Here is a 14,033-nt window from a genome sequence, read left to right as displayed (position 1 = left end):
CAGCACATGGGCATATTTCAGGACATGGCCTCGGCGATCAGCTCATCAGCAGCTTCCGCCAGCACATCGTCCATCGCTTCGCCCGCCACCGTCTCCCTGCCGATTTCCAGCATGACCGGAACGGCGAGGGGCGAGACGTGCTCCAGCGCGCGATGCGTGGTGTGTCCCTTGATTCGCTTCAGCATATCGCCAAGACGGCCAATATCCAAAAGTCCTGCTGCGGCATCGCGTCGCGTCGCTTCCAGCAGGATATGATCCGGCTCATGGCTGCGAAGAACGTCATAAATAAGATCGGCGGACACCGTGACCTGCCGGCCGGTCTTTTCCTTGCCGGGATGGCGGCGTTCGATCAGCCCGGAAATGACTGCGCAATTGCGGAAGGTGCGTTTCAGCATGAAGGATTCGTCAAGCCATGCTTCCAGATCATCGCCAAGCATGTCCTCATCGAGAAGGTCGGCCAGCGACAGGCGGCGAGACTTCAGCCGCATGCCGATATCCTCCATGGCCCAGATGGCCAGCGAATAATCGGTGGCGACGAAACCCATCGGTTTTGCCCCGGCCCGCTCCAGCCGCCGCGTCAGAAGCATGCCGAGTGTCTGATGCGCCAGCCGTCCCTCAAAGGGATACATGACCATGAAGAAGCGCTTACGGAAGGGGAAGGTCTCCACCAATAGCTCGTCGCGCTTGGGAATGATCGACTTCTCCTTCTGGATTGCCAGCCAGTCGCGAACCTGATCCGGCAGGGCATGCCACCGTGTCGGGTCTGCCAGCATGGAGCGCACTTGATCTGCCAGGTAGGTGGAAAGCGGAAATTTGCCACCGGCATAGGAGGGTATCTTCGGATCCATGGAAAAGGCCTGTGAGACCAGGCATTCATTCTCCCTGATGCCCTCGAACCGCAGCACCTTGCCGGCAAAGAGAAAGGTATCGCCCTGCACCAGCTGCTCTAGGAAATATTCCTCGACCTTGCCGAGCGACATGCCACCGCGACCGACCGTGCCCTTGGCATTGCGCTTGACCATGCGGACATTGAGTTCCGCCGCCTCGACGATGGTGCCGAGGTTGAGGCGATATTGCTGCGCTACCGCCGGATTGGACACGCGCCAGCGACCGTCCTTCATCTGGCGGATGCGGGCATAACGTTCATAGGTGCGCAGCGCGTAGCCGCCGGTGGCAGTAAAATCCACCACCCGATCGAAGGTGGCACGCGGCAGGTCGGCATAGGGCGAGGCGCTGGTGACTTCGCGATAAAGTTCATCCGCATCGAAAGGCTCGGCACAGGCCATGCCGAGTACGTGCTGGGCGAGAACATCAAGCGCGCCTTCGGCGATCGGCGGCGTATCCTGCGCGCCGATATAGTTGGCATCCAGCGCTGCCCGGCATTCCATCACCTCGAAGCGGTTGGCGGGAACGAGGATCGCCTTTGACGGCTCATCCATGCGGTGGTTGGCACGGCCGATACGCTGAGCGAGGCGGCTAGCGCCCTTCGGCGCGCCGACATGCACGACAAGGTCAACGTCACCCCAGTCTATGCCGAGATCGAGGGTGGAGGTGGCAACAACGGCACGTAACCTGTTTTCCGCCATGGCCGCTTCCACCCTGCGGCGCTGCCCGGCATCCAGCGAGCCGTGATGCAGTGCGATCGGCAAATTGTCGTCATTGATCGTCCAGAGCTCCTGAAAGACCCTTTCCGCCTGCGAGCGTGTGTTGACAAACACCAGCGTCGTCTGATGCTGCTTCAACGCTTCGTATAAGTCCTTTCCGGCATAACGTGCCGAATGGCCGGACCATGGGATGCGTTCTTCCGTGTGCAAGATGGAAATATCCGGCTTTGCACCGCCTTCGACGGTTATCAAGCCGGCGGGCGGCTTCCCCTGCCCCTGCGGTGCAAGATAACGGCGCAAATCCATCGGCTCCGCCACCGTGGCCGAAAGGCCGATGAAACGGACATCGGGCGCATGCCGGCGCACGCGGGCGAGCGCCAGCGACAGCAGATGGCCGCGTTTGGAGGTGACGAGCGAATGCAGCTCATCCAGCACCACATATTTCAGGTCACGGAAAAAGCGCTCGGCCTCCTTGTTGGCGAGCAGCAGCGAGACCTGTTCCGGTGTGGTCAGCAGGATATCCGGCGGGCGCACCTTCTGGCGCTGGCGTTTCGCCTGGGGCGTATCGCCGGTGCGGGTTTCGATGACAATCGGCAGACCCATTTCGGAAACGGGCTTGGTGAGATTACGCTCGATATCGACTGCAAGCGCCTTCAGCGGTGAGATGTAGAGGGTGTGCACGCCGACAAAGCCGGAGCCAGGCGGTATCTTGCCCCGCTCTGTCAGGTCGGTGAGCGAGGCCATGAAGCCGCCCAACGTCTTGCCAGCACCGGTGGGCGCGATCAGCAACATGTTCTCGCCGCCCCGTGCCCGCGCCATAAGCTCCAGCTGATGGGCGCGCGGAGACCACCCTTTTTCGACAAACCATTTCTGGAATGAAAGGGGCAAGGTGCCGACATCTATGCCGGAAATGGGGGGCTCGGTGTGTTCCACGCCTTTAACGTAGTGAAAAACCTGAGAAAAAGAAGGGCGGAACAGGGCCGCTTGACAGGAAAACATAATCATGGATAAATAATGTCCATGATAGCGCAGCAACAGGACATGGAAAAGACCGATGAAACTCGGGGACGGCGTTGAACAGGCCATTCACAGCGTGGGAATGCTGGCGGGACTTTCCGAAGGCGGCGTGTTGTCCGCGGCCGCGCTCGCGGAATTCCACGGCGTTTCCACCAGCTATCTTCTGAAGCACCTGCAATCATTGTCCAGCGCGGGAATAGTTGCCACGGTGCCGGGGCCGAAGGGCGGCTATCGTCTGGCGCGACCGACTGACAAGATCACCCTGCTGGACATCGTTCTGGCCGTTGAAGGGCCGCAGCCGGCTTTCCGTTGCGCGGAAATCCGGCAACGCGGTCCAAACCCATTGCCGGGCCGGTATTTCACCAAGCCCTGTGGTATCAATGCAGCGATGTTGAAGGCAGAGAAGGTCTATAGGGCCGAACTCGCCAAAACCACCATTGCCGATATTCTGGGCGATCTTGCCGCCACTGACGATGGTGGAATTGCTGCGCGTGGCTGTGCCTTCCTGGAGTTGAACGAGCGCAAGACAGCAGCGCGCTGAGACTGGAAAACAGGCTCCGAAGAAAAACCGATCTACGCTGGAGGGCTTCGTCGCTTTCCGGACTGATGACGCATGACTTCAAACTGACCCAACCAACGGAGAGACCCATGAAAACCCGTATCAACTATGCCAAAGCATCCCCCGAAGCCTTCAAGGCCGTCATGGCGCTTGAAAATTACGTTCAGGGCAGCGGACTTGAACGCCGTTTCGTTCACCTCATCAAGCTGCGTGCCTCGATCATCAATGGCTGTGCCTTCTGCGTGGATATGCATGTAAAGGAAAGCCGCCATGACGGGCTTTCCGAACAATGGATCAACCTGATGAGCGTCTGGCGGGAATCTCCCGTTTACACACAACAGGAACGCGCATTGCTCGGCTGGGTGGATGCAGTGACGAAGATTGCTGAGACCGGAGCTCCGGACGATGCCTTCGAAACGCTGAAAGCACATTTCTCCGATGAGGAAATCGTGAAGATTACGGTGGCCATCGGCGCCATCAACACCTGGAACCGTATTGCCGTCGGTTTCCGCTCGCAGCATCCGGTTGATGCGGCTGCGAAGGCGGCCTGACCTCGCAAACCCGCGACCGGCGGCCGCTACATGGCAATGTAGCGGTCGTTCCTGTGATTGATAGCAAGCGTGAGGTTCATAACCAGTGCTCCGAGAACGGAGCAGATAATGACAAAAGGTGTGGCAACGAAGAATGAGCAGGCCAGCACCATGCCGTCAAAGGCGAGCTGCACGAGGCCGGCGCGCCAGCCGAAACGATCCTGCAGATAAAGCGCCAGAATGCCGAAACCGCCGAGGCTGGTGCGATGACGAAACAGCGCCAGCATGCCCGCCGCAACCGTCAATCCGCCGAAAAGTGCTGCGGCAACCGGATTGATGCTCTGAAAGGCGAAAAAGCCGGGCATATATTCCGACAGCAGCGCTGTCAGAGCGATGGCGCAGAAGGTCTTCACCGTGAAGGCGAGGCCGAGGCGGCGGAAGGCGAGATAATAAAACGGCAGATTGACGAGGAAGAAGACCGTACCAAAGCTGAGGTCGGTACCGTAATGCACGAGGAACGCCAGACCAACCGTGCCACCCGTCAAAAGACCGGCTGCGGAAAACAGCGTGACGCCGAGCGATACCAGCATGCTGCCCGCAAGAACGCCCTGCGCGTCTTCCAGCAGCGAATGACGATCCGGCGCGGAGGCCCAAAGATTAAGACGCCTTCGCGCGCTCGTATCGTCCATGCCTTGTCCCCTGAATACCAAGCCCTGCCGAGCTATTGCGCTGAAGTGCGGGAGATTTCAACCACCCTCGCTCAGCGCACGACGATATATCTGTCCGAACGGTGATTGATGGCCAGAAACATGTTGAGGACAAAGGCGCCGACGATCGAATAGACAACCGTGACCGGATCGATGACGAGGAAAGCACAGAGCATGACGAAGGCATCGAAGGCGAGCTGGATCAGGCCGGCGCGGATGCCAAAGCGATCCTGAATATAGATGGCCAGAATGCCGATGCCGCCAAGGCTGGCGCGGTGGCGATAAAGCGCCAGCAATCCGTAACCCAGCAGCAGACCGCCGAGCAGCGCCGCCCACAGCGGATTGATGCTGTCGATCACCATCCAGCGCGCTTCCACTTCCGTCAGCACCGAAACAAGGCCGATGGCGATGAATGTCTTGAAGGAAAAGGCAAGGCCGAGCCGACGGAAGGACAAGTAATAGAATGGCAGATTGACGAGGAAGAACAGCAGCCCGAAGCTGATGCCGAAGGCATAATGCAGAAGAAAGGCGACACCGGCGGTCCCGCCCGTCAAAAGGCCGACCTTGTTCAGCAGATAAAAGCCGAGCGCCGAGACAATGGCGCCGGTGACGATGCCCTGCACGTCTTCCACCGGCGCGTGTCTGGCCGGATCGGAACTCCACATGCCGTAAACGCTTCTCGTTCTCAAGCTTTGCCCTCGGTTTCTTTCATATTTTGCACTGCAAAACGAACCCGATCAAGATGGATACGTAAGGAAGGCTGACCTATCGAGAAAATGGAAAGAAATGAGATGTTCAGACCTTGGCCCGGGCAAGAAAAAGAATGCCGGAAAGGGGTTTTCCGGCATCCTTGCGAATGGTGGTCTTGCGAATTTCCATGAGATCAAAACCCGCCCGTTCCAGAAGACCGCTGACATAGGTTTTCGAATGGGCGTAACGAAGGGATTCCCGCAGAACGAAACCATCCTCCCCTGCCGCATCCTCAACCGAAAAGGCAAGGAAGCCGGAGGGCGCCAACAGGGCGGAAACGAGGGGCATGACGGTTTCGAGACTGCCGAGATACATCATTACATCGGCGGCGGCGACGAGATTGGCGCGCTTCGGCGCCAGGGTCGTGGTGAAGAGCCCCGAAGTTTCCGCTTCGAGGGAAAGATCGGCCTGGCCGAGGTGATCGTAGAGATCTTTTTCCTCCGCCTTGGCAAGCATGTTCTGTGAAATATCGAAACCTTCCAGCCGCTTTGCGAAGGCTCTGATTTCAACGCCGAGGAGTCCCGTGCCGCAGCCGATGTCGACGACAGTGTCGAATACCCGGCCATCCGCCGCCTTCTCGATCAGTTCCGCCAGTTTCTGCGGCACGCTGTAATCGAGCTTTTCGACCAGCGAAGTTTCGAAACGGTCGGCATAATCGTCGAACAGCCCTTCCACATAACGGCTCGGCGGCTGTTCCGGTGTTTCTGCGGCGCCGAGAACCGCGAGTTTCAGTTCGGCTGCAAACAGGCCTTCCTCATCCATCTCGGCGACCTTTTCGTAAGCCGCCACGGCCTTGTCCGTTTCCCCCACCTTTTCGTGATATTCCCCGAAGCGAAACCAGCCCGCCGTCCACCGTGGCGCTAGTTCCAGCGCCTGTTCCATGAGTTCGGCGGCGGCGGGATAATCACCGCCCTCCGCCAACATGCGGGCATAGTCCGCCCGGCGGTCGGCAATGACGTCACCGGAAGAAAACTGGTTTGGGGCCATTCAAGATTCCTGAGAAGATGCGCGCTGTCATTTATCAAGCCATAAAAAAACTCAAGTCCTATTTCATGGCGCACTCGTGGAATTGGCTGATATGCGCGATATAGTGCGCAAAAACTTGCATCGATGTGGTCCGTTTCATATGTCAGGACAAAACAGGAGACTTGCTGATGGCCGGTGAGGTCAACAAATTGCTGGGTGACACAGTGGCCCGAACGGTGGTGAAGCTGCTCGTGGTTTCACTGCTCGTCGGCTTTCTGATGGCGATCTTCGGCTTGACGCCGTGGAACATCATTTACGGCGCGCGCGACTTCGTCGTCGACCTGTGGCGCAGCGGTTTCCATGCGCTGGGGGCGATCGGCGACTATCTGATCCTGGGCGCCACGATCGTCATTCCCGTCTTCATCATCCTGCGCCTTCTGAGCTATCGCCGCTGACATGACCGACACTTCTCTCCAGACGCTTACACGGCGCGGTTTCGTGCTGCTTTCCGCCGGTTCGGTTCTTTCCGCCTGCGTTTCCGTTCCAACCAACAAGGGCATACCTTCAGGCACCCGCGATGAGACCGCAGCGGCGCTTCCGATGGTCAACGACCTGCGACGCTCGAAAGGACTTTCGCCGCTTTCCATCAATGGTGCAGCCAGCAGCGCCGCCGCCTATCAGGCCGGACGCATGGTCAAGGCGCAGAAGATGGCGCATCTGATCGGACTGACCGACAGTTTCCTGATCCGAATGAAGGAGGGGAATGTGCCGCTTCCTGCGGCGGAGAATGTGGCCGCCGGTCAGGATAGCGTGGAGCGGGTGGTGAAGGCCTGGATCGGCTCCAAACACCACCTGGAAAACATGCTTGGGCCTTATAACGGCCTCGGCGTGGCGGTCGCCTACGATGCCACCAGCCGCAACCGGCCCTATTGGGCGATGGTGCTCTGCGCCTGAGGTAAAGGGGGGAAACCAGCCTCTTCCCTCATTCCTGTGCTTGTCACAGGGATGACGAAGGAGAGGCCCTGAGGAAGCGCTGCCCCGACCTTCCAGGCTCGCTGTCAGCCCAGCTTACGATCCGCCCAGCGGTCAACCGCGCTGTCGCGCAGATCGCGGATCGATTCCACGCCCTCACGGGCAACCAGCTTCGACAGGCCCTTGACGATGGCAGATGGCAGACCGGGGCCTTCATAGACCATGCAGGAGTACAGCTGTACCAGATCCGCACCTGCCCTTACCTTTTCCAAAGCCGTTTCCGGGGACGAAACGCCGCCGACACCGATGATGGGCAAATTGACGCCGACGCGGCGGCGCACCTTGGCCAGAACCGTTGTGGAGAGTTCGAAGAGAGGCTTGCCGGAAAGGCCACCCGCCTCACCCTTGTGCGGGCTGGCTCGCAGGCCGTCGCGTGAGAGGGTGGTATTGGAAACGATCAGGCCGTCCAGATCATGGGCAAGCGCTTCTTCAGCAACGTCGTCCAGTCCCTCTTCGGTCAGATCGGGAGCGATCTTGAGGAAGACGGGGATGCGTCTGCCGAAACGTTCAGCTTCCGCCTTGCGGCGTTCCAGCACGGCCGAGAGAAGGGCGGCAAGGCTTTCGCGTGCCTGCAGGTCGCGGAGACCGGGTGTGTTGGGGGACGAAATATTGACGGTGAAATAGGATGCGACCGAATAAAACGCCTCGATGCCCTGCACATAATCGGCGATACGGTCTTCACTGTCCTTGTTGGCGCCGATATTGACGCCGACAATGCCACGCAGATGCGCCTGCTTCAGACGCTCCAGCGCAGCGGCATGGCCTTCATTGTTGAAGCCGAGGCGATTGATGACGCCCTCATCTTCCACAAGGCGAAAGATACGCGGCTTCGGATTGCCGGCCTGCGCCCGCGGCGTGACGGTGCCGATTTCGGTGAAGCCGAAACCGAGCTTCAGAAGCGGTCCCGGTACTTCCGCATTCTTGTCGTAACCCGCCGCCATGCCGAGCGGATTGGGGAAGACGAGGCCCGCCACGGTCTGCTGCAGTCGCGGATCGTGCGGCACCATGCAGGTGGGCAGGAAGCCGCTTTTCAGGGCCGCAATGGACAGCCCATGGGCCTTTTCCGGATCGACCAGGAACAGGCCCTTGCGGCCGATCGAGGAAAATAATCCGCTCATCACAAAATCTCCGGAAACTGGTGCTGGCCGTCGTGATCGAGTGCAAGCGGCGTCTCCCAGAGCACGGCGGTCAAGGGAAGAGGCCCATAAAGGTGAGGGAAAAGATCGCCACCTCTTGAGGGTTCATAGACCAGCTTGTCGCCTAGGGCCGCGCCGTCGACTGCAATCAGCAGCAGATCGGCCTGGCCGGAAAAATGCCGCGCGGCTGTTTCCGCCACCTGCCTGGCCGTGGAAAAATGGATGAAGCCATCGGTCAGGTCGATGGCGGCGCCGTCGAAGACACCCTTTGCCCTGGCCTCGTTCCACAACGTCTCCGGCACGATTTTATAGATGATCGCGGGCGTTTCCTGCATGCGCTCTCCATGGCTTTCCAACCATCGCGGTTTGCCGTAAAGCTAGGGGATTGTCCACAGTTTCCACGGTATTTTTATTGCTGAAAGCCTGAAAGACCGCCTGTCCACAAGCTTTTCCTTGTAAAGAAGAACCGATTGGCGCAACCTTTGGCGGAGGAGCCGGGCGTGTTTCGACCACCGGCAAAGGGAGTGAGTCAATAACTGGAAAAGAACCGCATAATGCCCTTGGGAGGGGGCCAGAATGTCGGAACTTGTCATTATCATTGCAGATGATCATCCACTTTTTCGCGGTGCCCTGAAACAGGCCGTATCCGGCCTCGACGGACACCAGACCATCGTTGAAGCCGGTGATTTCGAGGCTGCCAGACGCGCAGCCGCAGCCCGTAACGATGCGGATCTGATGCTGCTTGACCTTGCCATGCCAGGGGTCAGCGGGTTTTCGGGCCTCATGGCGCTACGCGCAGAGTTTTCCAGCCTGCCGATCGTCATCGTATCGGCGACGGATGACGCGACGACCGTCCGCCGCTCAATCGAACTCGGCGCTTCCGGTTTCATTTCAAAATCCTCCGGCATCGATGACATCCGTGATGGCATCCGCGCGGTTCTGGAAGGCGACCTGTGGGTACCGGCCGGCCATCACGGCGAAAAGGAGCACGATCCGGATGTCGCCGATCTCATCGGCAGGCTGCGAACGCTGACGCCGCAGCAGAGCCGTGTTCTCGGCATGCTGGCAGAAGGCCTGCTGAACAAGCAGATCGCCTACGAGCTCAATGTCTCGGAGGCGACGATCAAGGCACATGTCTCCGCGATCCTGTTGAAGCTCAAGGTAGACAGCCGCACGCAGGCGGTCATCCAGCTCGCCAAGATCAACACATCGGCTCTTGTGGCGTAAGCAAGGATTTTATTCCTTTCCTTCCTTTACTCCGGACCGGATATGGTCTAGATTTCGAGGTGTTAACGACAGGAGCTTTTCCGCTATCGGCTCCGTTTGCGGGCTTTCTACCATGCTTTCACATGAGACGATCTGGAGCGCCATCGATACGCTTGCCGAACGCCATCAGCTGACGCCTTCGGCATTGGCGAAGCGTGCCGGTCTCGACCCTACTTCATTCAATAAGTCGAAGCGTTTCGGGCCGGACGGCCGCAAACGCTGGCCCTCGACGGAGTCCGTTTCCAAGGTGCTCGAAGCGACGGGAGCGAGCGTGGATCAGTTTTTCGGTTATGCTTTCGGAAAGGCGCAGACGCGACCTGCCGGTGCGGAAAGTGCCATCCCCCTGCTCGGTTTCGCTCAGGCCGGTTCCGGCGGTTTTTTTGACGACGGCGGCTTTCCGGCAGGTCAGGGCTGGGACGTGGTTGAGTTTCCCTCGTCTCCCGAACGCAAACAGGGAGTCTACGCGCTGGAAGTGCAGGGAGAGAGCATGATGCCGCTTTACCGCGACGGCGACATCCTCATCGTGGAGCCTGGCGCGCAGGTACGGCGCGGCGACCGCGTGGTGTTGAAGAGCCGTGACGGTGAAGTGATGGCCAAGGTGCTGGCGCGGCAAAGCCCCAAGAGCATCGAACTTCTTTCGCTCAATCCTGAGCATCCCAATCGGAGCTTCGAGATGGCCGATGTGGAATGGATCGCCCGCATCATATGGGCCAGCCAGTAGGCCGATAGCCTACACGTCATAATCGCTTTCACCGCGACGGCTAAAAGCGCGCAGCACTGTGCCGTGCCTTAGAGGCCGAGTGCCGTCACGGCCGCGTCAACCGTCATGACTTTTGCGCCACCGGATGCCGCCTTACGCACGAAACCCTGAAACCTGTCTTCCGGGCAACCGTAAAAGCTTGGCGCAGACGACACATCATGGGTAAAAATGACGAGCCAGCCGCCGTTTTGCAGGACGTCGTCAAGCCAGCGATCAGCGGCATCGAGATAGTTCGGATCGGGCCGCAATTCGACGGCAGCAAGATTATGCGGATCGATGCTGCCGCGGTTGATGCCGGGCATGATCCCGCGGGCGGTCCTGAACCTGCGCCGCAGCATGGGCTGCATGAGTGGCGAAGCCATGCCGAAGGGGGTGGAGAAATTCCGCCTGTGCCAGTTTTCATCGAACGAGGCCAGCACCTTTTCATTACGATCGAGATCCTCTTCCAGCCCTCGCCGTGAAAAGCTTGAGAGTTTGCGATGGGAATAGGTATGGCAGGCGAGCTCATGACCGGCCGTAGCCAGTTCCGAACAGCCCCTAGCGGAAATCATGTCCTGCGGTTCGTCATGCCTGTCGATGAAGACCCCGGAAATATAAAAGGTCCCGCGAACATTCTCGTTTTCCAGAATGCGGGCACCGCTGGTCCAGGCGCTCGCCGGAACATCGTCGAATGTGAAGGAGACAATCGGTTCGGATGTCTCGATCCGCGCCGTCGGTCCAGGGAAATACCGCACCAGCCGGTTATTGACCCGGTCTGCGATCGTTCCGATTTTCTGCGTCATACTAGCCCCCGGCCCGCCGTGCAAATTACTGTCCCTGTTCCAGTATGTCGTAAGCCTGATGTCTCAAACAATAGATCGCAATAAGAAGAGAAGACCAGATAGGCCCGGTTCCGGTAAAGAAATTACTCTCAAGACAGGAAGAAAGCAGCGCATATACCCAAATTCGCCCAAAAAGCCGCGTCAGGCCGGGATCCGTGCCTCTGTCCACCGCTGTTCGGAAATCATTTGCGGGGATGATCACGAGCCATATGAGAGTGAGGACGAAGGCGGGCAGTCCGCCATTCAAAAGGCTCTCGACATAGCCATTATGCGCGTGAAAGGCCGTGACCGCCCAAGTCTCGGCAATATCGGCCTGTGACAGAAGCCGGTCGCTTGTCCAAAAGGCCTGGAATCCCTGCCCGAAGATCGGCGATTGCGCAAAGGTGTCGAAAGACAGGCGCCATATATCCGTCCGTCCGGTGAACGTGGAATCGATGCCCAGGCTTTCGACGAGGCTCTGTATGCTCGGGAAATAGGTGGAGCCGATTGCAACGATATTGAGAAACGCCAGAAGGCCACCGATCATCAGCAATGTCCGCCCGGCATGCCGCTCCATGACCCAAACCAGGGCGATGGTGACGGGCAAAAGCATCGCTGCAGTTTTCCCGTTCGTCTTCCAGAGAAAAAAGCCGGCCAGCAGCGTGATCGCTATTCCGCCCAGCGTGGACCAGGCATTGCGCAGATAAAGGCCCACCATGAAAAGAATGATCATTGCCGGCGCGGCGGCGTTCTTATGATTGAATATTCCGCGCCAATCGCCTGCAAGCGCCTTCTCATCGAGATCGTAAGGCTGATGGATTGCGCGCGAACTCAGGAAGATAACCCCGAGATAACAAAGCGCCAGCAGGAGAATGGCGAAAACGGCCATCATCCGGTCGAATTGCCGCCTGTCGCGCGGCATGACGACCAGCACGCTGGTGATAAAACACAGGAGCGCCGTGAAAATCAGGCGCTGCAACGACGTGCCGGGCTCCGCACCAAGGACCGAACAAAGCGCGAGCCAGGAAAAGAGCAGCAGGATTGGCAAGCGGGGCCTCAGCAAAAGCCCCGTCAGACGATGGCGCAGTGCGAAGACACCGAGGATCAGCGCGATCACCAGACCGGTCAGCTGATTGGCGGCGGCGCGCGGCACGGGCGGCGCCGCAAGATTTTCAAAGGGCGCGACAGAAATCCAGATGTAAAGCATCGTGGCGACAAAAAAAATCGCGTCGCGACGGCCGCCCGACAGGGACATGGCACTGCTGTTTTCCGCAGAAATGGACCGCGTATCAGCAAAACGCGGCATGGTAGCCTGCTTCGGGAACGGAAAATCGGATCATGGACCTGCCCTGCAACGAACAACGAAACCCTTCTGAACCGGGCGATGTCCTAATAACCATAAACAGTCACTATCATCATTATTGTGTAATTGCTTTAACCCTCTCTTACCTCAACAGGGCTAAGACAGGAGAAACTGTCATTCATTCAGGTCGTCGGTGTCGAATACCGCCCGGTTGCCGCCCTTTCAGTTCGTAAGACTTTAAAAGGGACAGTCCTTTTGAATTCGCCCGGCAATGCCGGAAAAAACGGAGAATGAGGTGTCGTTGAACACGCCGCGGCTCGGCCATCTTGTCAGACTTGGATTGGCCTATATGGCATCCGGAGGCGCGCTGCTGATGTCCAGCGCCGCCCAGCTCTTGACCTTCGCGCTGCTAGCCCGCCATCTGGGTGTCGAACAATTCGCGCTTTACGCCTCGATCACGGCCGTGACCAATCTGGGCGTTCAGATTTGCGGTATCGGCTCACAGGAATCGCTCATTCGTCGCGTGGCGCAGGATCGCGGCATGTTCCCCGTCATGCTTGGCCACAGTTATCTCCTCAGCGCGGCGACGGGTGTGGTCCTGACGCTCATCGGCATGGTGACGATCCCGGTGTTTTTCCCGACGTCGGAAACGTTGCTGCACACGCTGATCACCACTTTCCTGATCCTGTTCACCAACCTCGTTCTCCTGAAGGTTATTTCGCTTTCCACGCAAAGCTTCATCGCCCATTCCGACTTTGCCTCGGCCAACAAGCTGGAGGTGATGTTTGCCATCGCCCGCACCATTGCTGCCGTGGTTGCCTGCCTCGTCTTCAAGGTGGAAACGGTCGAGGCCTGGGCACTCTGGAACCTCGCCGCCCACACGATTGCAGCCGTGATTTCCGTCAAGGCAATAGGAAGGCTCGGCCGACCGGTCTTTCGGATCGTTCGGGAGGAAATTCGCATCGGCATCCTGTTTTCCACCCAGTTCCTGTTCAAGGCGGTACGCGGCAATGCCGATATTCTCGTCCTTGGAGCCATCGCCAGTGCGGAGGTCCTGGGCAGCTATTCCATCGCCCGGCGGATTCTCGACAGCTCCTATCTTTCCGTCGAGGCTCTGAACCGGCTCATCTATCCCGGATCCGCCTCTGCAGCGCTGCAGGGTATCAGCAAAACCATCGAACGCGCCTATAATGTGCTGAAAGCGGCGCTGTTCATCGCGACAGGCAGTGCGCTGGCAATCTTTATCATCGCGCCCTTCCTGCCGCTTTTATTTGGCGACGAATATGTTTCGCTTCCCACCATCACCCGCGTGCTTTGCTGGGCCGTACTGCCGATGGCCGTGGCGGCTACCGCGCTGGAAGCGTTGGGGGCCTCCGGGCGCCAGGATATCCGCGCCAAGATATGGAATAGCGGCAATCTCATAGGCTCCGTCGTCGTTGCCTTCTTCACCTGGTCTTTCAGCATTTCGGGAACGATCGGCAGCTATTTTATCGTCGAAACCGCCATAGCGGCAGCTGTGTGGGTGGCGCTTCTACGGCTGCGGCGGAGCGAAGAGGCTTTCGCTGCGGTTAAATAGAGCGCGCCTCATTCAGTTGAATCGAGT

Annotated in this window: 15 protein-coding genes; 7 read left to right on the top strand and 8 right to left on the bottom strand. The window is 58.7% G+C overall.

The window, feature by feature from the left end; all coding sequences use genetic code 11:
* Window positions 1-17 precede the first annotated feature (17 nt).
* Window positions 18-2,609 carry a ligase-associated DNA damage response DEXH box helicase gene (locus HQN82_RS00635; RefSeq protein WP_223215410.1) on the bottom strand — a complete coding sequence of 864 codons (2,592 nt, stop codon included), beginning with the start codon at window positions 2,607-2,609 and terminating at the stop codon, window positions 18-20.
* 49 nt (window positions 2,610-2,658) lie between these two features.
* Here HQN82_RS00635 and HQN82_RS00630 point away from each other — a divergent pair, with 49 nt between their 5' ends.
* Both HQN82_RS00630 and HQN82_RS00625 read left to right on the top strand, forming a co-directional pair.
* The gene (locus HQN82_RS00630) at window positions 2,659-3,162 is read left to right on the top strand and encodes an RrF2 family transcriptional regulator (RefSeq protein WP_004439813.1); all 504 of its coding nucleotides are present in this window, start codon (window positions 2,659-2,661) and stop codon (window positions 3,160-3,162) included.
* Between the two features lie 107 nt (window positions 3,163-3,269).
* Entirely contained in the window at window positions 3,270-3,731 is a 462-nt protein-coding gene (locus HQN82_RS00625; protein ID WP_006698962.1) for a carboxymuconolactone decarboxylase family protein, read from the top strand.
* Between the two features lie 26 nt (window positions 3,732-3,757).
* Here the strand turns inward: HQN82_RS00625 and HQN82_RS00620 are convergent, their stop codons facing one another.
* The 3 genes from HQN82_RS00620 to HQN82_RS00610 form a co-directional block, all read right to left on the bottom strand.
* Window positions 3,758-4,399 carry a YitT family protein gene (locus HQN82_RS00620; RefSeq protein ID WP_004439810.1) on the bottom strand — a complete coding sequence of 214 codons (642 nt, stop codon included), beginning with the start codon at window positions 4,397-4,399 and terminating at the stop codon, window positions 3,758-3,760.
* A gap of 71 nt (window positions 4,400-4,470) precedes the next feature.
* Window positions 4,471-5,082 carry a YitT family protein gene (locus tag HQN82_RS00615; RefSeq protein ID WP_006698960.1) on the bottom strand — a complete coding sequence of 204 codons (612 nt, stop codon included), beginning with the start codon at window positions 5,080-5,082 and terminating at the stop codon, window positions 4,471-4,473.
* Between the two features lie 130 nt (window positions 5,083-5,212).
* Window positions 5,213-6,154, bottom strand: coding sequence for a class I SAM-dependent methyltransferase (locus HQN82_RS00610; protein ID WP_173614441.1), 942 nt, complete (start codon window positions 6,152-6,154; stop codon window positions 5,213-5,215).
* Window positions 6,155-6,321: 167 nt separating this feature from the next.
* Here HQN82_RS00610 and HQN82_RS00605 point away from each other — a divergent pair, with 167 nt between their 5' ends.
* Window positions 6,322-6,588 carry a DUF6460 domain-containing protein gene (locus tag HQN82_RS00605; RefSeq protein WP_004439806.1) on the top strand — a complete coding sequence of 89 codons (267 nt, stop codon included), beginning with the start codon at window positions 6,322-6,324 and terminating at the stop codon, window positions 6,586-6,588.
* Between the two features lies 1 nt (window position 6,589).
* Window positions 6,590-7,087 carry a CAP domain-containing protein gene (locus tag HQN82_RS00600; protein ID WP_037092341.1) on the top strand — a complete coding sequence of 166 codons (498 nt, stop codon included), beginning with the start codon at window positions 6,590-6,592 and terminating at the stop codon, window positions 7,085-7,087.
* Window positions 7,088-7,191: 104 nt separating this feature from the next.
* Here the strand turns inward: HQN82_RS00600 and HQN82_RS00595 are convergent, their stop codons facing one another.
* Both HQN82_RS00595 and HQN82_RS00590 read right to left on the bottom strand, forming a co-directional pair.
* Window positions 7,192-8,283 carry a quinone-dependent dihydroorotate dehydrogenase gene (locus tag HQN82_RS00595; RefSeq protein WP_035206757.1) on the bottom strand — a complete coding sequence of 364 codons (1,092 nt, stop codon included), beginning with the start codon at window positions 8,281-8,283 and terminating at the stop codon, window positions 7,192-7,194.
* On the bottom strand, window positions 8,283-8,636 hold the full coding sequence (locus HQN82_RS00590; RefSeq protein ID WP_004439797.1) for a DUF952 domain-containing protein: 354 nt from the start codon (window positions 8,634-8,636) through the stop codon (window positions 8,283-8,285). The genes HQN82_RS00595 and HQN82_RS00590 overlap by 1 nt, the downstream gene beginning before the upstream one ends.
* A 241-nt stretch (window positions 8,637-8,877) precedes the next feature.
* Here HQN82_RS00590 and HQN82_RS00585 point away from each other — a divergent pair, with 241 nt between their 5' ends.
* Window positions 8,878-9,528, top strand: a complete 651-nt coding sequence (locus tag HQN82_RS00585; RefSeq protein ID WP_006698958.1) for a response regulator — start codon at window positions 8,878-8,880, stop codon at window positions 9,526-9,528.
* A gap of 112 nt (window positions 9,529-9,640) precedes the next feature.
* On the top strand, window positions 9,641-10,288 hold the full coding sequence (locus HQN82_RS00580) for a S24 family peptidase (RefSeq protein ID WP_004439793.1): 648 nt from the start codon (window positions 9,641-9,643) through the stop codon (window positions 10,286-10,288).
* Window positions 10,289-10,356: 68 nt separating this feature from the next.
* Here the strand turns inward: HQN82_RS00580 and HQN82_RS00575 are convergent, their stop codons facing one another.
* Window positions 10,357-11,109 carry a polysaccharide deacetylase family protein gene (locus HQN82_RS00575; RefSeq protein WP_077986623.1) on the bottom strand — a complete coding sequence of 251 codons (753 nt, stop codon included), beginning with the start codon at window positions 11,107-11,109 and terminating at the stop codon, window positions 10,357-10,359.
* A 25-nt stretch (window positions 11,110-11,134) separates the two neighbouring features.
* Complete coding sequence (uppY, locus tag HQN82_RS00570) at window positions 11,135-12,433, bottom strand: Wzy-type polysaccharide biosynthesis protein UppY (protein WP_035206756.1); 1,299 nt, start codon at window positions 12,431-12,433, stop codon at window positions 11,135-11,137.
* A gap of 268 nt (window positions 12,434-12,701) precedes the next feature.
* Between uppY and uppX the strand changes: the two genes are divergently transcribed.
* Window positions 12,702-14,006, top strand: coding sequence for a Wzx-type polysaccharide biosynthesis protein UppX (gene uppX / locus HQN82_RS00565; protein WP_045532874.1), 1,305 nt, complete (start codon window positions 12,702-12,704; stop codon window positions 14,004-14,006).
* Window positions 14,007-14,033: the final 27 nt, after the last annotated feature.

This window comes from Agrobacterium pusense, from assembly GCF_013285525.1.
Taxonomy (GTDB): Bacteria; Pseudomonadota; Alphaproteobacteria; order Rhizobiales; family Rhizobiaceae; genus Agrobacterium; species Agrobacterium pusense.
This window is presented reverse-complemented; position numbering and strand designations above follow the sequence as displayed.

Bases quoted from the DNA above. Each gene is read 5' to 3' on its own strand.
- HQN82_RS00635 (WP_223215410.1), bottom strand. From the start codon at position 2,609: ATGATTATGTTTTCCTGTCAAGCGGCCCTGTTCCGCCCTTCTTTTTCT.
- HQN82_RS00630 (WP_004439813.1), top strand. From the start codon at position 2,659: ATGAAACTCGGGGACGGCGTTGAACAGGCCATTCACAGCGTGGGAATG.
- HQN82_RS00625 (WP_006698962.1), top strand. From the start codon at position 3,270: ATGAAAACCCGTATCAACTATGCCAAAGCATCCCCCGAAGCCTTCAAG.
- HQN82_RS00620 (WP_004439810.1), bottom strand. From the start codon at position 4,399: ATGGACGATACGAGCGCGCGAAGGCGTCTTAATCTTTGGGCCTCCGCG.
- HQN82_RS00615 (WP_006698960.1), bottom strand. From the start codon at position 5,082: ATGTGGAGTTCCGATCCGGCCAGACACGCGCCGGTGGAAGACGTGCAG.
- HQN82_RS00610 (WP_173614441.1), bottom strand. From the start codon at position 6,154: ATGGCCCCAAACCAGTTTTCTTCCGGTGACGTCATTGCCGACCGCCGG.
- HQN82_RS00605 (WP_004439806.1), top strand. From the start codon at position 6,322: ATGGCCGGTGAGGTCAACAAATTGCTGGGTGACACAGTGGCCCGAACG.
- HQN82_RS00600 (WP_037092341.1), top strand. From the start codon at position 6,590: ATGACCGACACTTCTCTCCAGACGCTTACACGGCGCGGTTTCGTGCTG.
- HQN82_RS00595 (WP_035206757.1), bottom strand. From the start codon at position 8,283: ATGAGCGGATTATTTTCCTCGATCGGCCGCAAGGGCCTGTTCCTGGTC.
- HQN82_RS00590 (WP_004439797.1), bottom strand. From the start codon at position 8,636: ATGCAGGAAACGCCCGCGATCATCTATAAAATCGTGCCGGAGACGTTG.
- HQN82_RS00585 (WP_006698958.1), top strand. From the start codon at position 8,878: ATGTCGGAACTTGTCATTATCATTGCAGATGATCATCCACTTTTTCGC.
- HQN82_RS00580 (WP_004439793.1), top strand. From the start codon at position 9,641: ATGCTTTCACATGAGACGATCTGGAGCGCCATCGATACGCTTGCCGAA.
- HQN82_RS00575 (WP_077986623.1), bottom strand. From the start codon at position 11,109: ATGACGCAGAAAATCGGAACGATCGCAGACCGGGTCAATAACCGGCTG.
- uppY (WP_035206756.1), bottom strand. From the start codon at position 12,433: ATGCCGCGTTTTGCTGATACGCGGTCCATTTCTGCGGAAAACAGCAGT.
- uppX (WP_045532874.1), top strand. From the start codon at position 12,702: ATGCCGGAAAAAACGGAGAATGAGGTGTCGTTGAACACGCCGCGGCTC.